Origin of the sequence: Paenibacillus violae, assembly GCF_032461945.1 — a bacterium.
Lineage (GTDB): Bacteria > Bacillota > Bacilli > Paenibacillales > NBRC-103111 > Paenibacillus_E > Paenibacillus_E violae.
Genome location: NZ_JAWCUD010000006.1, coordinates 338,088 through 355,480, shown reverse-complemented (window position 1 = coordinate 355,480; position 17,393 = coordinate 338,088). Strand labels below are relative to the sequence as shown.

Annotated in this window: 15 protein-coding genes; 4 read left to right on the top strand and 11 right to left on the bottom strand. The window is 45.4% G+C overall.

What is annotated here, in order from left to right:
• Positions 1–35 precede the first annotated feature (35 nt).
• A complete protein-coding gene (trmL, locus tag RQP52_RS19490) occupies positions 36–500 on the bottom strand; it encodes a tRNA (uridine(34)/cytosine(34)/5-carboxymethylaminomethyluridine(34)-2'-O)-methyltransferase TrmL (RefSeq protein ID WP_127457615.1) in 465 nt (154 codons plus the stop codon).
• Positions 501–644: 144 nt separating this feature from the next.
• Between trmL and RQP52_RS19485 the strand changes: the two genes are divergently transcribed.
• Positions 645–1,361: a response regulator transcription factor gene (locus tag RQP52_RS19485; protein ID WP_315953399.1), complete on the top strand. Its 717-nt coding sequence runs from the start codon at positions 645–647 to the stop codon at positions 1,359–1,361.
• A gap of 48 nt (positions 1,362–1,409) precedes the next feature.
• On the opposite strand, the gene RQP52_RS19480 is transcribed toward RQP52_RS19485, so the two are convergent.
• From RQP52_RS19480 to RQP52_RS19445, 8 genes are all read right to left on the bottom strand, one after another.
• Positions 1,410–1,880 carry an RpiB/LacA/LacB family sugar-phosphate isomerase gene (locus tag RQP52_RS19480; protein ID WP_315953398.1) on the bottom strand — a complete coding sequence of 157 codons (471 nt, stop codon included), beginning with the start codon at positions 1,878–1,880 and terminating at the stop codon, positions 1,410–1,412.
• A 41-nt stretch (positions 1,881–1,921) separates the two neighbouring features.
• Positions 1,922–3,007, bottom strand: coding sequence for a Gfo/Idh/MocA family oxidoreductase (locus RQP52_RS19475; RefSeq protein WP_315953397.1), 1,086 nt, complete (start codon positions 3,005–3,007; stop codon positions 1,922–1,924).
• Between the two features lie 15 nt (positions 3,008–3,022).
• Positions 3,023–4,138 (bottom strand): ADP-ribosylglycohydrolase family protein, encoded by a 1,116-nt coding sequence (locus tag RQP52_RS19470; protein WP_315953396.1) that lies wholly within the window; start codon positions 4,136–4,138, stop codon positions 3,023–3,025.
• A gap of 40 nt (positions 4,139–4,178) precedes the next feature.
• Positions 4,179–5,246 (bottom strand): ADP-ribosylglycohydrolase family protein, encoded by a 1,068-nt coding sequence (locus RQP52_RS19465; protein ID WP_315953395.1) that lies wholly within the window; start codon positions 5,244–5,246, stop codon positions 4,179–4,181.
• A gap of 175 nt (positions 5,247–5,421) precedes the next feature.
• Positions 5,422–7,878, bottom strand: coding sequence for a GH116 family glycosyl-hydrolase (locus RQP52_RS19460; protein WP_315953394.1), 2,457 nt, complete (start codon positions 7,876–7,878; stop codon positions 5,422–5,424).
• Positions 7,879–7,889: 11 nt separating this feature from the next.
• Positions 7,890–9,398, bottom strand: coding sequence for an extracellular solute-binding protein (locus tag RQP52_RS19455; RefSeq protein ID WP_315953393.1), 1,509 nt, complete (start codon positions 9,396–9,398; stop codon positions 7,890–7,892).
• An 86-nt stretch (positions 9,399–9,484) separates the two neighbouring features.
• Complete coding sequence (locus RQP52_RS19450) at positions 9,485–10,408, bottom strand: carbohydrate ABC transporter permease (protein ID WP_315953392.1); 924 nt, start codon at positions 10,406–10,408, stop codon at positions 9,485–9,487.
• Positions 10,408–11,364 carry an ABC transporter permease gene (locus RQP52_RS19445; protein ID WP_315953391.1) on the bottom strand — a complete coding sequence of 319 codons (957 nt, stop codon included), beginning with the start codon at positions 11,362–11,364 and terminating at the stop codon, positions 10,408–10,410. The genes RQP52_RS19450 and RQP52_RS19445 overlap by 1 nt, the downstream gene beginning before the upstream one ends.
• 311 nt (positions 11,365–11,675) lie before the next feature.
• On the opposite strand from RQP52_RS19445, the gene RQP52_RS19440 reads away from it, so the two are divergent.
• A complete protein-coding gene (locus RQP52_RS19440) occupies positions 11,676–12,614 on the top strand; it encodes a nucleoside hydrolase (protein WP_315953390.1) in 939 nt (312 codons plus the stop codon).
• 48 nt (positions 12,615–12,662) lie between these two features.
• Entirely contained in the window at positions 12,663–13,718 is a 1,056-nt protein-coding gene (locus RQP52_RS19435; protein ID WP_315953455.1) for a LacI family DNA-binding transcriptional regulator, read from the top strand.
• A gap of 90 nt (positions 13,719–13,808) precedes the next feature.
• Here the strand turns inward: RQP52_RS19435 and RQP52_RS19430 are convergent, their stop codons facing one another.
• Positions 13,809–15,167: a hypothetical protein gene (locus RQP52_RS19430; RefSeq protein WP_315953389.1), complete on the bottom strand. Its 1,359-nt coding sequence runs from the start codon at positions 15,165–15,167 to the stop codon at positions 13,809–13,811.
• A 43-nt stretch (positions 15,168–15,210) separates the two neighbouring features.
• On the bottom strand, positions 15,211–16,056 hold the full coding sequence (locus RQP52_RS19425; RefSeq protein WP_315953388.1) for a helix-turn-helix transcriptional regulator: 846 nt from the start codon (positions 16,054–16,056) through the stop codon (positions 15,211–15,213).
• A gap of 183 nt (positions 16,057–16,239) precedes the next feature.
• Here RQP52_RS19425 and RQP52_RS19420 point away from each other — a divergent pair, with 183 nt between their 5' ends.
• Positions 16,240–17,319: a LacI family DNA-binding transcriptional regulator gene (locus tag RQP52_RS19420; RefSeq protein WP_315953454.1), complete on the top strand. Its 1,080-nt coding sequence runs from the start codon at positions 16,240–16,242 to the stop codon at positions 17,317–17,319.
• Positions 17,320–17,393 lie beyond the last annotated feature (74 nt).

Below are 17,393 nucleotides of genomic sequence, written 5' to 3'. Positions count from 1 at the left end.
CCTAAATAATGTTGTCGTACTACTATCTAGTTCAACTAGTCAAGCCCCTCGAAACCGGTCTGCCGCAATGCCTCATAGAGCATAATGGCAACCGAATTGGATAAATTGAGCGACCGAACGTTATCCGACATCGGAAGTCGAAGAAGCGTCTCCGGATGCTGACGCAGAAGATCTTCCGGGAGACCTTTCGTCTCTTTGCCAAAAACCAAAAAGTCGCCATCCTGAAATGTAAATTCTGTGTAACGCTTTTTCGCCTTGGTCGTTGCAAAAAAGAAGCGATGCCCTTTATACATCTCCAGCACTTCGTCAAATGAATCGTGATACTCGAGTTTTACGGAGTGCCAATAATCCAAACCTGCCCGCTTCAGCGTCTTGTCATCCGTCTGAAAGCCCAGCGGCCTGACCAAATGGAGATGCGTGCCTGTTGCCGCGCATGTCCTTGATATGTTTCCTGTATTTGCAGGAATTTCGGGTTCTACTAGTACAATATGAAAAGCCATCTCTGTCAAATTCACCTCATCTTCTATCCTATTATATGCGCCCAAGGATTGCAATTTTACACAGGGTTAACTTTATCTTAATATGTCGATGATAGAGCCCCCTCATAATAGAGTTATCCTTCTCGATAAAAGGAGTCAACCTAAATGCTGAAAAAAAAGATCCTCGTTGTCGATGACGAACCTTCAATCTCAATGCTTATAGAGTTCAACCTGAAGCTCGTGGGCTTCGAAGTATATTGCGTATTCGATGGTGAAGCTGTATTTGATGCGATTCAAACTTTTCGACCTGACCTCATTGTTCTAGACCTTATGCTGCCGAAAATGGACGGCTTTCAAGTATGCCGTAAACTAAGAAACCAAAATAACCTCGTTCCGATTATTATGCTCACAGCTATGCAGGACCTTACGGATAAAATTGCGGGGCTCGATAACGGGGCTGATGATTACATGACGAAGCCGTTTTCGCCGCAAGAACTTATTTCCCGTATTCATGCTATTCATCGTCGGATTCAAACTTTGCCGTCTGCATCCGAGAACACGCCGATTACAATTGGCCAAATCTCCATCAAAGCGGACCAACGCGAAGTTACGATAAACGGCGCACCGATCGAACTCACACCCAAAGAATTTGAATTACTGCTATTCCTATGCAAACACCGCGGTAAAGTCCTAAGCAGACAACAGCTGCTTCATGGCGTCTGGGACTATCACTTCCTGGGCGATACCCGAATCGTCGATGTGCACATTTCCCATTTGCGCGATAAAATTGAACAAAATGCCCGCAATCCGGAATATATCATGACGATTCGCAATGTTGGTTACAAATTGACGGAGCCTGTCGTGAAGGAATCATTAGCTTAAGAAAAGGCAAAATCGCCGCCCGCTCAAAGAATCCGGGGCGGCGATTATTTATTTACCGTTCAGCAATTCTCTGGCGCCTTCTAGCTCCAAACTATGAAGCTTATTTACACGTCTCCGGAAATGTTCATCTGTACGGAATTCGGCTTGCAAAAACGAGCGGACTAAATCCTCTGCCAGCCAAGGCCCGATGATCTGCGCACCGAGGCACATGATATTTACATCATCATGCTCTACACACTGATGCGCCGAATGAATATCATGGCATACCGAAGCCCGAATGCCCGGAACCTTATTCGCTGCAATCGCGGCACCTACGCCTGTACCGCAAACCATGATTCCCCGCTGAAATTCCCCACCGCGCACAGCGTTGCACACGGTTCTAGCCACATCTGGAAAATCGACCGGCTCAACCGAATGACAACCGAAGTCGGTAACTTCAACGCCCAGTTTAGCAAATAACGGCTTCAGAGCTACCTTCAATTCATAACCACAATGATCGCTTCCCAAGGCAATCTTCAAATGCCTTCCCTCCCTTACTACCTTGCGAGATGCCGACAAAACTAGCTGTTTGGCTCATTTCCCCTCATAGCTTCAATCAGCATTTGAAATAGCTTCAAGTCCTCTTTGGCATCCTCCGGCGTTGTTTTCGGCGTAACATCGTTCACGACTACATCGTAAAAATATTCAAATTGACAAGTGTACGCATCCTTAAAGGTAGGACGAACAACCGTTTCGCTATACGCTTCCCCATTGGTTTCGTTCACCTGCAGTGTTGTAGGAAGATGACGCATGTACGGCGTATTGTACTGTACCTTCAGCGATTTGTTGTTGCCGTAAACTTCAATGTGCGCATCAAAACGTCTTATATGGTCAATCCCCGTTTCATAGGTAACATGAAATCCGTCATATTCCAATATTGCGCTCATAAATCTGCCGTTATTCCATTGTCGAGCGGAAACAACCCTTTTGGGGAATCCGATCACTTCCCGCATCGCGGAGAGATCATGGCTTCCTAGCCCGCAAAGCAAACGATAGGCTGAACGCAAATCCGCAGGGGCTTCGCCGATGGCATCCTTCACCAATTTAGCCGCCCGATCGGCACGGTCTAATTTGGCATGCTCACTGATATCATCAAAACGGTGGACTTTGCTGGATTGATCGATAAACAAATGATTTCCCCCAATAATATCGCGGACCCTCACATAGTTGATTGTATCCAGCTTCTTCACTTCTTCAACCATTTGTACGAATGCCGGGGCATACCTTCTCATATAACCGACCATGACCTTCACGCCCATTTCATCCCGGACACGAATGATGTCATCGGCTTCTTGCAAGGTTAAGCACATCGGTTTTTCGATTAACACATGCTTTTTGTTCTGGAGAGCGGCAATCACACAATCCGCATGATATTCATCACTATTGCAGATGAGAACGGCATCCAGCTCTGGAAGGCTCGTCATTTCAGCAGCATCAACATAGCGGTTCGGCACGTGATATCTATCCCCGATCACCTCTAATAGCTTAGGTGAAATGTCGCAGATGGCAGCGATTTCATACCTCTCGGACAAAGATTCCAATACGGGAAAATGGATAATTTGGGCGACCTCGCCAAGACCGATAATGCCTATTTTTAACCTGGTCAATGAAACTTTCCCCCTTTAAACAGCCAACATTGTTTCCGTAAATGTATTAATCTTTTGCAATCTTGCGTGAAAGGCTCGATACAAACCATCCGCTTGTTCCTGAATTGTTCTTTCATTATTGGTGTACGGATTCAAACTTGTTGCATCATCCACCTGCTTAATTAATTCGGCAGAGATGGATCCTGCCCCTTTCAGCGCACCAGCCAGTCCACCAGCAATTGCAGCAACAGCCCCTGTATCTCTTCCCATATTTACGCCGGCAAGGATAGCTTCATAAGCGTTTCCGTTTACTAATCTTAGAACGCAGATCGCCTTTGTTAATGCTTCGTTCGCAAAGCTGTTGCAGTAGGGAACTCCACAACCGTAATAAATTTTGTCAAAGGCCTCTCTCAATTCGCCGAAATCCTTGCAGTGTGCAGTACGTTTCAAGCCGGAGTCCAGCTCCTGTATGACATTATCACGAAGGTAGCCATACTTGTTGCCATCAATTTTGAGCGCAAGATCGGTATAATCGCAATATCTGAAAATGTCGCCAATAACGCTATCAACGGTTGCACCTGGCTTGGTAGCCGAAGCAATCGCTGCGGCGGAAACGCCTGCCCAGCGGACAGCGTAGCTTTTGGACGTCTGGTACAGCTGTCCGATTTCAAAGGCATCCGCAACCGCATTGCGAACATCGCCGGCATTAATTAAACCGATCGGCTGACAGGAGCCAGACGCACTGCTTAATCCCGCATAATCGCAATATTTACCGATGTCCCGGGCAGGGATACCGCTTTTGGCAACCGCCAGCAGCGTATTTTCAAACGGTTCCGTGATCATTCCGCCTGCGTCCGGTTTAATGTCCCTAACCCAGATGGAGCGGATATCTTCCGCATTTACACGATCTTGCTTGGCAAGGATGGCTGTCGTCATAAGCTTTTGTCTTTCCACTCCGTCTTCTGTCGTGCCTGCCTCACGTATCCAACCGTTGTTATTACGCTCATAGGGCAATAATGTATTCAAAACACCGTATTTCGCTTCAATCTCTTGATGGCTCATTCCCTCGACAGGAGCGCCCATGGCAGCACCCACATAAGTTCCCGCTATACAACCATAAAATTTTTCCTTCAGACTAATATTTTCGCTCATTGAAAGAACTCTCCTCACATAGTTAGATTATGCGCATTAGCTAAATTGCAGACATTTGTTCCGAATACGCTTTCAGTTTCAGTAGTCTTGAATGATAGGCCTGGTACAATCCTTCCGAATGTTCTTTCATCGTTCTGTGCGAATTACTTACAACGTGCAGCGAAGTTGCGTAATCAACTTGCTTAATCCATTCCTCAGGAATGGAACTCGTTCCGCTCAACGCACCAGAAATCCCAGCAGCAACCGCTGTAACGCAGTCCGTATCACGGCCCATATTAACAGCGGTAATCAAAGCATCCTTGACGTTGGCATTGACCATTCTGAATATGCATATCGCTTTAGTTACAACTTCGTTCGCATAACTTACCTCATATGGAATCCCTCTAATGCTGTAAGACTCATACAAGACTTTGCGCAGTTCGCGAATATCCGTAATGTTTTGTGTGCGTTTAAGCTCACGGTCAATTTCCTTTACAACAACATCGGGGTCGCAATAATTGTAGATCGCCCCAATTACGCTATCTACGGTTGCATTCGCTTTCGTAGCGGTTGCAATTGCCGTTGCCGTTACAGCCGCCCATTTTAACCCTCGTCCATTGGATGTTTGATACAGCTGTCCGACTTCGTTCACATCGTTAATGGCATTTTCCACATCACCGGCGTTAATGAGTCCAATCGGATGGCAGGAACGTGAGAAACTGTTCAGTCCGGCGTAATCACAATATTTCCCGATATCCCTGGCCGGAATACCGCTTTTTGCCATCGCTAGCAATACGGCTTCGAATGGCTCCGAGATCATGCCTGCTGACTCCGGCTTAATTTTCGCGATCCACTGTCTGCGGACTTCCTCAGCCGTAACTCGATCCTGTTTTTCAATAATGGCGGAGATCATCAGTTTCTGTCTCTCGACACCGTCTTCCGTCGTGCCCGCCTCACGCACCCAGCCATTATTGAAATGCTCGTAAGATACCAATTTATCCAGGATGCCATACGTTTCTTCCGTTCGTTCAAAATCCCAGCCCTCTACAGGTGCCCCCATCGCGGAACCAATATGAACACCAGCTATACAACCGTAAAACTTGTCTTTTAAGCTCACTTTTTCACTCATAGATTGTTCTCTCCTCAATTTGTTCTATGGATTATTTACTAATAAATAGATCAACATGATGTTTCGCCTTCTCTTAAAACGGGACAAATAAACTAGTACCCATCACCCCTTTCAAGCATTCATCCCTCTCAAATCTCCGAATGGTATCGTTGCCATTTTTAAAGACACGGAAGAATTAGAGAATGTAATCCTTGCCGCAAGCAATTACACGAACTCCTGTCATATCACCATAGAGCACCTTGATTTCTGCTTCGTAATCCCCCGCCTGATTCATCCGTTGAGAATACGTCCCCCATGCCTTACCTGTGCTCCAAAATGAGGTGAACCTGTCTGCATCGATGACAGGTGCAAATGCCATTGTGCCTTGAACCATGTCATATTTGAACCCGCTTAACGCGATAAGCAGACCCCAGCTGGCCATGGAGCGGACATAATGATGACCGCATTCCACCTCATTCCATGGATTACGCCGAATCCCATCGTGGCGATTCCGAACGGTTTTGACAAGCTTCAAGCCCTCTTCAAGAAAGCCTTCGTATATCAGATGTGTGGCTACCTGGTATTCAATGCCGGTCCAAACTTCATCTGAGTACACAAATGGCAGCTTCGGACGACCGCCTTGCGGCCAGGAGCAAAGCAGCATACCTTGTTCGTCGTTAAGCGCGTAGACACGCTGGCAGTTGGCATGCTTGTTAAAATTGTTTCTAAAATTATATTTAAACACTGCACTCAAGGCACTCCTCACCTTGTCTGGCGGAAGTAAATACCCAAGCCCATACAAATGCGCAAATTGTTGTCCCAGCAACTGATCAGACAGGCAGCCTAAACCAAGCTGGTGTTTATGTTGGTCTACATCCTCTACCATTTGCTCGTAGTACTCCCCATTCCACATTAATTCCTCGAGCCGGATGAGGCTTTTTTCATAGATGTCCCGATATGCCCTTGCTTTGTCGGCTTCTCCGAGATAGGCTGCTATTTCCTCCGCCGCCCGCAAAGCGCCTAAGAATATCGTTCCAGTCAGCGGGTTAGGGCCATGGAAATCAATATCATATGTGTTATGCTGCTGCCCATCCATCACGTAATCGCCGTCTGTATCCCAATGTTCCAAGCCGTAATGTAAGGCTTTCTGAACAGAAGGCCACAGTTCCTTAACGAATTCATCCTCTCCGCTAAGCTTCCATTCCCTAAAAACTCGCATGATGGCGCCCATCTGACCATCCGCAGCGCCCGGCGCTATGAGGTTGCCTGGCCATACGAACTCTGATTCGAACACTTTCGTAGCACGGTAGTTCATCTTGCCGTCTTCATGCATTTCCAGCAAAAACTCCGTTTGTCTCATGCTGCGCTCCAACGTTGGAAACAAAAATGCGGCAGTTTGTGCATAGTTCCATACATGCGTACAAGTTCCTTCACAACTGCCCAAATGATTCAAGCTGCCCTCAAAACCAAAAAACTTACCGTTTTTCAGCCAGAAGCAGGTTGTACTGCGAAGAACAGTAATATTGGCGGACATCGCGTCAAGCACATAATCAGGCAATGTACTATTAAATAAAGCGTTTTGGAACAGATACGTTTCCCTTTCTAATCTTTCAAAATGCTGTACGATGTAGGCTGCCGCCGACCATGAGCTGTCAAACCGAGTAGCATAATAGTTTTGGGTGATTTCTCTACCTTCTGCTCTGACACGGAACTGCTCGCTCCAGCCATTCATACGATTCGGGAAATACCAGCTCATGATAAACTGGAACTGTTTTGTTTCTCCTGGGGCCAGCGTTTCAAAGATACCTAAAGAACCGGTATCCGTTTTGCGATCGTCGGAAGGTGTCTCATAACCAAGATCGTTTAGTCGGCCATCTTCTGCGAAATCATCCCAAAATTCCTGAAGATAATCAAAATGGGCGCCTCGCAGCCAAACCCGCTTGCTCGTAACATTTGGATTCGTTGTGACTAGTGACATGTCGCCGTAAAGCAGATCGGTATCAGCATACTTATGGGAGTGAAAATAAAGGCCGCTGATTCCATCTTTTTGCACAAAGTCATTAACATTCCGGCCTGTGGCAGGCAGCTCCATACTGCCGAAGGCGTTAAAGCTAATCCCGCCTATAGGATTAATTAACGAGCCCGCCACGGTCACATCTACAGGGCGGTCCGATACATTTTTTACCCAGTAAGTCATAACTGCCCCAGGGATACCAGAGTCATCCGCATTCAAAGGAATGAAGGGTGTATAAGCCTCCAGTTCCACCTGCACCGGCAATTCAGAATCCTCAAACACGATTCGGCAGATCGGATACTCGCCTGACATGCGGGATGCCTCCATTCTCGGAAGCCCGCCCCCCGCATACGGGGAATATCCATGAGGTTTGCTGTGCGGCGGTTTAAATTGCGACTGCAGCACCTTTGCGATGGAAGGCTCGCCCTCTTCCTTAGCCCATATTGCGAAATAAGAATTAGGAAAATGGAGTCCCTTATCAGGGTGATTGAAAAGCTCCCAATCTCTGAATTCACCCCGGCTGCCAAGCGATACGTTGCCAGTACCTATTCCCCCTAACAGGAATGCCGCCTCCGACGCTTCAGCAGTGAATGATCTGGCTGATCGGACATGTGATACCTTCTTATGGGATAACACCATGTTTTCTACTCCTATTTTTTCGCTTTTTTCTCTTGATAAATTTTGTTAACTTCATCTGTCCACTCTTTGCCGCCTCGTTTATTGAATTCATCCACGTATTTATCGAACTCAGACAAAGGTGTTTTACCGGTAATAAACCGAGCGTAGTAGTCAGCTGTCAATCCGCGTAAATCGGCTTGGTACTTCAATTCTGCTTGTGAGTTCATCATATCAGCAGCATTCGTAATAACTTTCCAGTTGAAGGCATCTCGACGGGATTGAACCGCGTAAGTTTCTACCTTTAACAACGGAGCTTCGTTTTCAAATAATGAGTACCATTGAATCCACTTGCTGTCTTTATTCCATTGCTCTGTGGTGTAGATTTTGCCGTCCTTCTTCTCCCATTGCACGCCTTCAAGACCTGTATACGTCGTAAAACCGCCTTCTTCGGTATTAAAATAGTTCATAAACTTAGCCGCAGCGGAAGGGTGCTTTGTATCCTTCAACACGACCACGCCACGGGCAACCATCCCTGCACCGCGTAAGCCCGATTCACCTCGAGGTCCTATCGGCGGAGCTATGCGAAGCAGTTCGACATTCGGATCGGTTTTCTTCATGGTGTTTTCCATATTTGATTCCCAGGTCCACCAGTTGGCTGATACACCATAACGATTTTTAACAAACTTCTCGTCTCTCACAGCCGAACTGTGCGTAAACATTTCTGGATCAATAAGTCCTTCTTTGTACCAGTTTGCTAACACCTGAAGAGCTTCCTTCGCTTCCGGGCGCGTTGTTTGGGGAATTAGCTTACCGTCCTTTTCAACGAAATAAACGCTCGCTTTCGCTGTGCTTACCCAAGGTGCATCTCCAGCGATAACGCCAAATGCTCCGAAAATGCCATCGAGTGAATCGAGTCCAAGGCCACTAATGCCATAGGTGTCTTTCGCGCCGTTGCCGTCAGGATCTTTCTCAACAAAAGCAACCAGCACATTGTGCAGCTCATCTAGTGTTTTAGGTACAGGCAGATTAACTTTTTTTAACCAATCTCCACGAATAACGAAATTATAGCGCTGCGGATGAAGCCAAAGCGGAATCGCCCACAATTTACCATCTACCGTAAAGTAATCTAACGCTTCCTTCGGAATATTCTTCTGAATATCCGGCATCAGGCTCAGATATGGCTTCAAATCTAGCAATGCGCCCTGCTTTGCATAGTCAAAAACCGCTTGACTCGTTGGCATCATGGCAACGTCCGGTTTATCTTTAGAAGCCATAATGACGGGTACCTGATCCGCATAGTTCGCTGAAGGCGGGGAAATTTGTTCAAATTTCACGCCAGTGGTTTTTTCAATCGTATCTTTGATGGGATTGTTGTCTGGTGCCTTTTCAAAACCGCCCTTTGTATATAGTAGTTTAATAGGGCCTGCATCAGCGTTTGAAACTTGTGCCGGTGGCGATGCGTCGTTTTTGGTACAAGCGGTAACCAGGGATAGAAGCAATGCGGCGGATAGACCTAAGCTGACTTTCTGCTTTCCGTTCATTTTACATAACCTCCCATTGATTTGTTGTATTACAAACCTGCCGATTGGCGGGGCTTGCCGCTGCTTGGGAAACTGTTATCCATCGCTTATCCTTTAATGGAGCCAACCATCATGCCTTGCACAAAATAGCGCTGCAAGAACGGATAGACGCACATGATCGGCAGCACCGCCACTACGATAGTGGAATTAATAAGCACCGACGCAGGCGGTCTGTTGTCAGACAACGAACCTCCGAGCGCGAGTCCGCCGATATCATTCGCGACCAAAATTTCGCGTAATAACAGCTGCAGCGGCCATAACTGCCGGTCGGTGATATACAATACAGCGTCGAAAAATGAGTTCCAGTGAGCCACTGCGTAAAACAAGCTTATGGTGGCCAGGGAAGGCAGCATGACGGGCAAAATAACTTTCAGCAAAGTAGTCATTTCGGACGCACCATCGATAATCGCCGACTCTTCCAATTCAATTGGGATTGTTTGGAAAAATGTCCGCATAATGATCAAATTGTACACGCTTAACGCGCTGGGAATAATCATTGCCCAAAACGTATTTGTCAAATACAAGCTGTTAACGACCAGGAAGGTTGGAATCATGCCACCGGAAAACAACATGGTGAAAAAGAAGATCCCCATAATGCCACCGCGCCCCGGCAAAAACTTCTTCGAAAGCGGATACGCTGTAAGAATGGTGATGACAAGGCTGACCGTTGTACCAATCAACGTTCTTAGAATAGTAATCGTATACGCATCAATAATCTTGGAGCTGCCTCGAAATAACCAGGCATAATACTCAAATGTAAGGCTTGTCGGTATAACGATAAATGCATTGGGTTGATTGATTACATCACTCATCGGCGTTATTGAGCTTAGCAGAACGGTGATTACTGGAAGCAGTGTCGCCAAAGTTATAACGGAAAGAATCAGCAGGTTAATTACTCCGAAAGCGCTGTCAGCATTGATTCCAAAAACACGGCGGCGTGGTCTGACGGTGTGTGAAAGTATCGGCTTCATCATTTATCCTCCACTTTTTCTAGGAAATAGTAGGTGGTAACGACCATTATGCACGCAATAACGGATTTGAACATGCCAGCAGCCGCAGAAATATGGAATTTATTTTCCAAAACTCCAATTCGGTAAACATAAGTATCAATAATATCGCCTACACCATAAAGCATCGGGTTATACAGGTTAAATACTTGCTCGAATCCTACATTAAGCACACTTCCCATTCGCAGCAGCAGCATGATCATAATAATTGGCATTATACTAGGAAGCGAAATCTTCATCATACACTGAAAACGTGTAGCACCATCCATCTTGGCCGCCTCATACAAATCCTGCGATACAACGGTCAGTGCCGCCAAATAAATAATGGCGTTCCAGCCCATCTCTTTCCAAATGTCGGATATAACCAATATGCTTCTGAAATAAACCTCATCGCTGAAGAAGTAAATGGCCTTCTCACCCATCATCTTAATGAGTTTGTTAACCGGTCCTTGATCGGATAGGAAGTTAAACATTAAACCAGACATAACAATCCACGATAAAAAGTGAGGCAGATAAAGAATGGTCTGGATACTGCGCTTAAAAATCAAAATGCGAACTTCATTGATTAGCAGCGCCAGCAAAATCGGAACAGGAAAACCTAAGATAATTTTATATGCGCTGATTATAAACGTATTTTTCATAGCTGTGATAAACTGAGGGGCTTGAAATAAATACATGAAATTGTCGAAGCCCACAAATTTACTGCCCCAAACCCCATTAAAAATTTGATAATCCTGAAAGGCAATGACCAACCCGAACATCGGTGCATAATGAAAAATGGCGATGTACAGAAGACCGGGGATTAACATCATATAGAAATACTTATAGCGGACGAGATTTTTCAGTAGCCTGGTCAACGCCAGCGGTTGACGTGCGGATCTTACCAACCTCACTGTCTGCGAACCTGAATTTTCACTCATATGAACACCTCGCAATCTATGTACAGTAATTGGCAACTATTAAATTTCTGAATATTCAAATAATAATTTACGCTATCCAACTATCGCTTCACTCCATTCAGCCCTTCCCGTTTGATACCTCTATCATAGCCCTCTCCTTATCCTGTAGTAAATACACAGTTAACATCTCAGATTGTGCAATTATGAAACAAATGTGCATTTATAAAATTGACACCTGTTAGATAATTGAATATTCCATAAATTTAACTTGTTCCCCTATAATACAACTTATCATTTCAAAATCCTGTTAACGATTGGAAAGGTGGCACAAAATGACTAAATCTACGTGGCCCAAACTGGATGACAGCACCATGCTGCAAAGACTTACATTCCCGGAAGGCCGAGTTCGTATGGTATTGGATACCGACACATTTAACGAAGTTGACGATCAATTTGCCTTAGCCTATGCGCTGCTTTCCCCGGAAAAAATCGATTTACTGGCCGTTACAGCCGCACCTTTCTTCAATTGGAACTCGGTCAGCCCGGCGGATGGCATGGAGAAAAGCTATAAGGAAATCCTAAATATTATGCAGCTGATGGATGTGAAGAATGCTCCTCCGGTCTATAAGGGGTCATCGCAATACATGACCAGTCATACTGAGCCAGTGCCGAGCGAAGCTGCGGATAAAATCATTGACCTGGCTCTTTCATCCAGCGAACCGCTGTATGTGGTTGCCATTGGCGCCATTACGAATGTGGCATCAGCTATCGCAAAATGTCCTGAAATCATTCACAATATGGTCGTCGTGTGGCTTGGTCCGAATGCCTACTGGTGGCCCACTCAGAAAATCTTTAATGTGTCGCAAGACTATCAGGCCTCTTCGCTTATTTTTGACAGTGGCGTGCCTTTAGTTGTACTCCCATGTCATGGGGTAGCGTCCCATTTGCTGACTACGCCATATGAAATTGATGCCTGTTTGCGTGGGCAAAATAAGCTTGGCACCTACTTCAGCGATATGTTCCACGGTCGATTTACCCGGTTTGGACAAAATAAGATGGGATGGTCCAAGGTACTTTGGGATGTTGCAGCTATTGCCTGGGTACTTAACGAGCAATGGGTGCCTTCTATGGTAAGGCGGGCTCCAGTTCTCAATCCCGGATTTACATATTCTTTCGATGATTCTCGTCACTTTTATAAAGAATCGATAGATATTGATCGGAGTCTAGTGTACATGGACCTGTTTGCCAAACTACGGGAGCTGCCTAGCTAAATTCGTCACGGTGGCAGTTATCGTTACTATGTTTAGGAGGGAAGCCGCATCAAAAAGCCAACCATTCTTGACGTTGCCGAAAAAGCAAACGTAACTCCCTCCACCGTATCCAGAGTTATGAATGCTTCCACCCTCGTTAAACCTTGCACAAGACAGCGGGTACTGGAAGCCGCCAAGAGCCTCTGCTACATTCCAAACAAAACGGCTCGCGTGTTCAAATCCGGCAAAAGCCATATCCTAGGACTCGTGATTAGTACGCAGCATATTAGCGAACTCGTCTTAAATGCCGGATTCCAAGCAAGGTTTAAAGCGCTAACCGTCAAAGCGCACAACGAAGGATATAACATGCTCATTATCACTTCAACCGATGCTGAACCCAACTCCTACTTTGAGGTAATCAAAAATCAGGTAGCCGATGGATTTATCATATTAAGTCCGTCTATCAATGAGTCCTTGACCTCCCTGCTTGAGGAAGCCGGCATTCCCTATGTGTTCAATATGAAATATTCCAATAATCCCGAAGATAGTTACTATATCTCCTCGGATGATGTTGAGGGTGGATATATGGCGGCTAAATACTTGCTAGATTTGAACCATACGGATATTCGCTTTATTCTTGGTATTGTAAAAGGGACTATTATGCCTTTCAATGAAGATCGCGTGCTTGGTTTCAAAAAGGCACTCGACGAATACGGCATCGCGTTCAAACCGGAAATGATCGTCACCATTCCCGGTCAGATGGAAGAGAGCTACAATTTAATCCATCAATTGTTCCAGACGCAAAAGCCCACTGCTCTGATGATTTCAAACGAAACAACGACGGTGGCCGCTTTAAATTATTTTTACGATTATGGTTACCGTATACCGCAGGATGTGTCTGTCATCGGTTTCGGTCCATCAGAATTTTTTCGGCATCATCGGCCGAATTTAACGAATGTCAGCTATGACATTACATGGTCCAGCGACAAGCTGGTCGATCTGCTGCTGCAGCGAATTGAAGGCAGGCCAGTGGTTCTTGAAAGACCAAAAAAACCCGAGCTGATCATTCGGGGAAGTACGGCAAGATATATTCACCCAACTGTCTTGGCAGTAAAAGAACACTGATGAAAAAACTCCGTACGAGTATGGGCTGGTCTCCTAGACCTGCTGCTCAATACGGAGTTTTCATTTTTCATGTATGGCATGTTAAGCTACCTATCGAGTCCGATCCCGACCTGCTCGCATTTCAGTTAAAAAATCCGGCCACCATTGCTTTTGATCCGATCGTTCATCCAACTTAGCCCTCTCTTCCACTATTCTGGGCAATAACTCCTCCGCTTTCTGCTTCAGCTCCTCTAAGCCACCGACCTCCGGCACAAGCCATTTTCTGCCGATTTGCGTGTGAAGCACCTCATCAGCCCAATCGTAATCCTGAAACGTGATTGCAAGCTCATTGTCCGACGTTTTGGCAATCTCCCACTCTAGCCGTTTTCCTGTCTTTTTGGGCATTTGCCTTTGCTCGAAATACCACAAAATGATGTGCGCTTCCAACGGTTCGAACTTCGTGTTCAATGTTAAGCTTGTTCTAAAGTCGATGGGGTATTTATAAAATTCAACACCGTCTTGATACAAACCAACCTCACCGAGCATGGAATGACGGGCCTCATCCCACAGTTGTCTGCTCATATCCACATAATAGTCCCACGGTTTCCCCTTCGTCTTGTAAATGATTGGCCCCATCCATTCTGGAACCGTCATTTCCTTCAACCTTTTATAGATCAAGGCATATGTTCTCTCGTCTGAAGGGCGTGTCTCTTCTAGATAATACTCATCTATTTTCCCCGCTGAGTTATACTTATCGGCAAATCGGGCATCCCGGCGTGGTTCAACTTCCATGTCATAAGGCTTGCCATCCTCGGCACGAGGAGTAGTAGGCGTCCAGTTCGCTGATTTTTCCAAATCACCTGAGAAGCCTCCTGCCGCTTGCAAACAGCATTGCAAATGCTCCTGCCATTGTTGTGCGGCTATTCGATCCTCCTCTGTTATCTTCAACGCTTGTATCGCCTGCTCTCCCCATAGCTGCATCTCTTCTTCTTCCACTAAGATGATTTTGAGCACTCGACACGTAGGATGATCCACTAACGGATTGGTTTCTACCAAATACTTGTTTAAAGATCGAATAAGTTCCTTCTTGGCTACGCCATAAATACCAACCATAAGCTCCAGGGTCGTTTGCGACCGAATCAACTCCTGAAAAAACAATTCAATCGCAGTATCTGGTGTTTTGTCCAAATCATGCGGAGGTTCGCGCATCTCTGTAATTCGCTTACGAAGCATGGCACTATGCTCGGCATCGAGCCACATGTGCAAGCCGAAAGCACACTTTACTTCCCATTCAGGCACATGGGCAAGATGTGCGGCGAAAATGTTCGTCAGTTGGGTTTCCACGTACACGTACCTTTTCAATAAACTTACCGAACGGTCAATGCCATAACCGACATTGCAAGCTTGTTCATAGCTGCAAATACCTGCTAAAGGAATTAAACCCAGATTGTTATTTCTGACTCTTTCCATAGTTGCCCCCTTATCAAAAATAAGAATGGTACCGTTGCCATTTTTACTCAAGCTCCAAGGCGTTATAGAGAAGCAAGTCGCGATATTGCCCGGGTGTAATGCCTTCGCTTCGCTTAAAGGCACGTATAAAACTGTGCACATTATTGTAGCCAACTTTATTACTGATTTGACAAACCGTCCAATCATTCAAGGAAAGCAATTGCTTGGAGCTTACGATGCGCCTTGCAGTCAATAAGTTATAAAAAGTGCTTCCTGTGTACTGCTTCAGTAAGCGATTTATATATGTAGAGGAGCACTTCACTAACTCAGATACATGCTCAAGTCCAAAGTCCTGGTTAAAATGTTCATCGATGTAGGATTTGATCTCCCACACAATACGTTGGTTTTTGTCCACGCGCAATGCAAGCATATGCCTACATATATGCAGGCAAATCTCTTCCAAATAACGGTGAATCTCTTGCTTGGTTGCAAACTGCTCCATATTGGCACATGGGTCAATATCACATTCCATCATGTCTCTGAGTGTAAAACCAGCTTTATATACCGTTCGAATTATGGCATGCATCAAGTGAAGATACACACGCCTTGCCGCGCTCGTATCTTCTGGCTGAATAGCATCCATGCGCAGCTCAATGTAGTCCAGCGTACTTTGCAGCTTCTTGACTGTGCTCCGCATCATCGTACTGCAGAGCTTTTCTTCCAGTTCAAAAAGTGTTGCGTACTCATAACTCTTATGTTGATTCCGATCATCAAATGGGAGGCTTTCCCCATTCCTCGAAGCCGTCATTGGCATACGTGCAACATAATTCAAATTGTAAAAAGTGGTTCCTTTGTTTAAAAAATGATATGTACGCGTCATCTTCTTGGAAATTTGCAACGAATTATGCAAGGTCATACCCCTCTCTTTATTGAAATTTACACAAGAAATGGTACCGTTGCCATTTTGCTTTACAAAGAACTGAAAGCACTTACAACATTATATTAGACCCGCTATCAAAGGATGTCAACCTGAATTCCCACGTTTTTATTGAACAATTTGCTGTGATTTTTTTAGATAAAATGATATAATGGCATCGTTATCATTATTTCATTCCACGCTTTCCCAAAGGAGAGAGTCTCCATCAAAAAGCCTACTATCCGTGACGTCGCCTTGAAGGCGAATGTCACTGCTTCTACCGTCTCTAGAGTATTAAATGATTCTGACCTCGTGAAACCCCGAACAAGGCAAAAGGTTCTAGAGGTCATCGAAAGTCTCGGCTACATTCCAAACAAGACAGCACGCATCTTCAAGTCCGGTAAAAGCTATATTCTTGGACTAGTGATTAGTCAGGCTCATATTAGCGAGATCATGTCAAATGCTGGATTTCAAGCGCAATTTAAAGGCTTGACCGAGAAAGCCCACAAAGAAGGTTACAACATTTTAATCATCACGTCCGCTGAAGGGGACGCTTATTCCTATTTTGAGGTAATCAAAAATCAACTCGCGGACGGCTTTATTATTTTCAGCCCCTCTCAAAATGATACGTTGACTTCCTTGCTAGACGAAGCTGAAATCCCTTACGTCTTCAATATGAAATACTCTGACAACCCTCAAGACCGTTACTACGTATCCTCGGACGACTTCGAAGGCGGTTATATCGCAGCTAAATATCTGCTCGATTTGAACCATACAGATATTCGTATGTTGGTGGGAAGTGTCAAAGGCAGCATGTTATCCTTCAATGTCGAAAGAATAAATGGCTTTAAGAAAGCCTTGGCCCAGTATGGTGTACCGTTCAAAGAAGAAATGATCGTCCCTATTATTGGACAAATGGATCAAAGCTATAATGCGATCTATCAATTATTTCAGACGCAAAAACCTTCAGCACTCCTGATCTCGAATGAGATTACGACGGTCGCAGCCTTGAACTACTTCGCTGATCAGGGGTACAGAGTGCCACAGGATGTATCTATCATTGGCTTCGGGCCTTCCGAGTTCTTTCGCACGCTGCGTCCCAATTTAACGAATGTCGGCTACGATATAACCTGGACCAGTTCCAAGCTTGTAGATCTTCTGCTGCAGCGGATTGAAGGCAAGACACCGTCTTTTGAGATGCCCAAAAAACCGGAATTAGTCATCCGTGACAGCACTGCTCGATTACGGCAAGAGTGACACTTGGTCACTGTACAAGTTGCAACTCCCGCGGTGCAACGTGGCAAAGTCACGGTACTCTTCTTACTTTAAAC